1 rRNA gene is annotated in these 3,085 nt (G+C 51.2%); it reads left to right on the forward strand.

Annotated features, from left to right (window positions below):
* The first annotated feature begins 176 nt into the window (after window positions 1-176).
* Window positions 177-3,069: ribosomal RNA gene (locus tag I8746_RS26765) — 23S ribosomal RNA — on the forward strand.
* Window positions 3,070-3,085: the final 16 nt, after the last annotated feature.

The following is a 3,085-nucleotide window of genomic DNA, read 5'->3' on the forward strand; positions in this document are numbered from 1 at the left end:
CTTTTGTCAGATCGTTCTTTAAAAATTCGGATATGTGATAGATATAGACTGAACACCAGTTTCACTGCTGGTGGATCAGGCTAAGGTAAAATTTGTGAGTTCTGCTCGAAAGAGCAACGTACGAATTTTCGGCGAATGTCGTCTTCACAGTATAACCAGATTGCTTGGGGTTATATGGTCAAGTGAAGAAGCGCATACGGTGGATGCCTTGGCAGTCAGAGGCGATGAAAGACGTGGTAGCCTGCGATAAGCTTTGGGGAGTCGGCAAACAGACTGTGATCCAGAGATCTCTGAATGGGGGAACCCAGCCAGCATAAGCTGGTTATCTTGTACTGAATACATAGGTGCAAGAGGCGAACCAGGGGAACTGAAACATCTAAGTACCCTGAGGAAAAGAAATCAACCGAGATTCCCTTAGTAGTGGCGAGCGAACGGGGACCAGCCCTTAAGTTGGTTTGAGATTAGTGGAACGCTCTGGAAAGTGCGGCCATAGTGGGTGATAGCCCCGTACACGAAAATCTCTTATCAATGAAATCGAGTAGGACGGAGCACGAGAAACTTTGTCTGAATATGGGGGGACCATCCTCCAAGGCTAAATACTACTGACTGACCGATAGTGAACCAGTACCGTGAGGGAAAGGCGAAAAGAACCCCGGAGAGGGGAGTGAAATAGAACCTGAAACCGTATGCGTACAAGCAGTGGGAGCCTACTTTGTTAGGTGACTGCGTACCTTTTGTATAATGGGTCAGCGACTTATATTCAGTGGCGAGCTTAACCGAATAGGGGAGGCGTAGCGAAAGCGAGTCTTAATAGGGCGTTTAGTCGCTGGGTATAGACCCGAAACCGGGCGATCTATCCATGGGCAGGTTGAAGGTTAGGTAACACTGACTGGAGGACCGAACCGACTACCGTTGAAAAGTTAGCGGATGACCTGTGGATCGGAGTGAAAGGCTAATCAAGCTCGGAGATAGCTGGTTCTCCTCGAAAGCTATTTAGGTAGCGCCTCATGTATCACTGTAGGGGGTAGAGCACTGTTTCGGCTAGGGGGTCATCCCGACTTACCAAACCGATGCAAACTCCGAATACCTACAAGTGCCGAGCATGGGAGACACACGGCGGGTGCTAACGTCCGTCGTGAAAAGGGAAACAACCCAGACCGTCAGCTAAGGTCCCAAAGTCATGGTTAAGTGGGAAACGATGTGGGAAGGCTTAGACAGCTAGGAGGTTGGCTTAGAAGCAGCCACCCTTTAAAGAAAGCGTAATAGCTCACTAGTCGAGTCGGCCTGCGCGGAAGATGTAACGGGGCTCAAACCATGCACCGAAGCTACGGGTATCATCGTATGATGATGCGGTAGAGGAGCGTTCTGTAAGCCTGTGAAGGTGAGTTGAGAAGCTTGCTGGAGGTATCAGAAGTGCGAATGCTGACATGAGTAACGACAATGCGAGTGAAAAACTCGCACGCCGAAAGACCAAGGTTTCCTGCGCAACGTTAATCGACGCAGGGTTAGTCGGTCCCTAAGGCGAGGCTGAAAAGCGTAGTCGATGGAAAACAGGTTAATATTCCTGTACTTCCAGTTATTGCGATGGAGGGACGGAGAAGGTTAGGCCAGCCTGGCGTTGGTTGTCCAGGTTTAAGGTGGTAGGCTGAAATCTTAGGCAAATCCGGGATTTCAAGGCCGAGAGCTGATGACGAGTTGCCTTTAGGCGACGAAGTGGTTGATACCATGCTTCCAAGAAAAGCTCCTAAGCTTCAGATAACTGGGAACCGTACCCCAAACCGACACAGGTGGTTAGGTAGAGAATACCAAGGCGCTTGAGAGAACTCGGGTGAAGGAACTAGGCAAAATGGCACCGTAACTTCGGGAGAAGGTGCGCCGGCGAGGGTGAAGGACTTGCTCCGTAAGCCCATGCCGGTCGAAGATACCAGGCCGCTGCGACTGTTTATTAAAAACACAGCACTCTGCAAACACGAAAGTGGACGTATAGGGTGTGACGCCTGCCCGGTGCCGGAAGGTTAATTGATGGGGTTAGCGCAAGCGAAGCTCTTGATCGAAGCCCCGGTAAACGGCGGCCGTAACTATAACGGTCCTAAGGTAGCGAAATTCCTTGTCGGGTAAGTTCCGACCTGCACGAATGGCGTAACGATGGCGGCGCTGTCTCCACCCGAGACTCAGTGAAATTGAAATCGCTGTGAAGATGCAGTGTATCCGCGGCTAGACGGAAAGACCCCGTGAACCTTTACTATAGCTTTGCACTGGACTTTGAATTTGCTTGTGTAGGATAGGTGGGAGGCTTTGAAGTGGGGACGCCAGTTCTCATGGAGCCATCCTTGAAATACCACCCTGGCAACTTTGAGGTTCTAACTCAGGTCCGTTATCCGGATCGAGGACAGTGTATGGTGGGTAGTTTGACTGGGGCGGTCTCCTCCCAAAGAGTAACGGAGGAGTACGAAGGTGCGCTCAGACCGGTCGGAAATCGGTCGTAGAGTATAAAGGCAAAAGCGCGCTTGACTGCGAGACAAACACGTCGAGCAGGTACGAAAGTAGGTCTTAGTGATCCGGTGGTTCTGTATGGAAGGGCCATCGCTCAACGGATAAAAGGTACTCCGGGGATAACAGGCTGATACCGCCCAAGAGTTCATATCGACGGCGGTGTTTGGCACCTCGATGTCGGCTCATCACATCCTGGGGCTGAAGCCGGTCCCAAGGGTATGGCTGTTCGCCATTTAAAGTGGTACGCGAGCTGGGTTTAGAACGTCGTGAGACAGTTCGGTCCCTATCTGCCGTGGACGTTTGAGATTTGAGAGGGGCTGCTCCTAGTACGAGAGGACCGGAGTGGACGAACCTCTGGTGTTCCGGTTGTCACGCCAGTGGCATTGCCGGGTAGCTATGTTCGGAAGAGATAACCGCTGAAAGCATCTAAGCGGGAAACTTGCCTCAAGATGAGATCTCACTGGGATCTTGAATCCCCTAAAGGGCCGTCGAAGACTACGACGTTGATAGGTTGGGTGTGTAAGCGCTGTGAGGCGTTGAGCTAACCAATACTAATTGCCCGTGAGGCTTGACCATATAACACCCAAGCAAT

This window comes from Pseudomonas sp. USTB-Z, from assembly GCF_019691255.1.
GTDB lineage: Bacteria > Pseudomonadota > Gammaproteobacteria > Pseudomonadales > Pseudomonadaceae > Aquipseudomonas > Aquipseudomonas alloputida.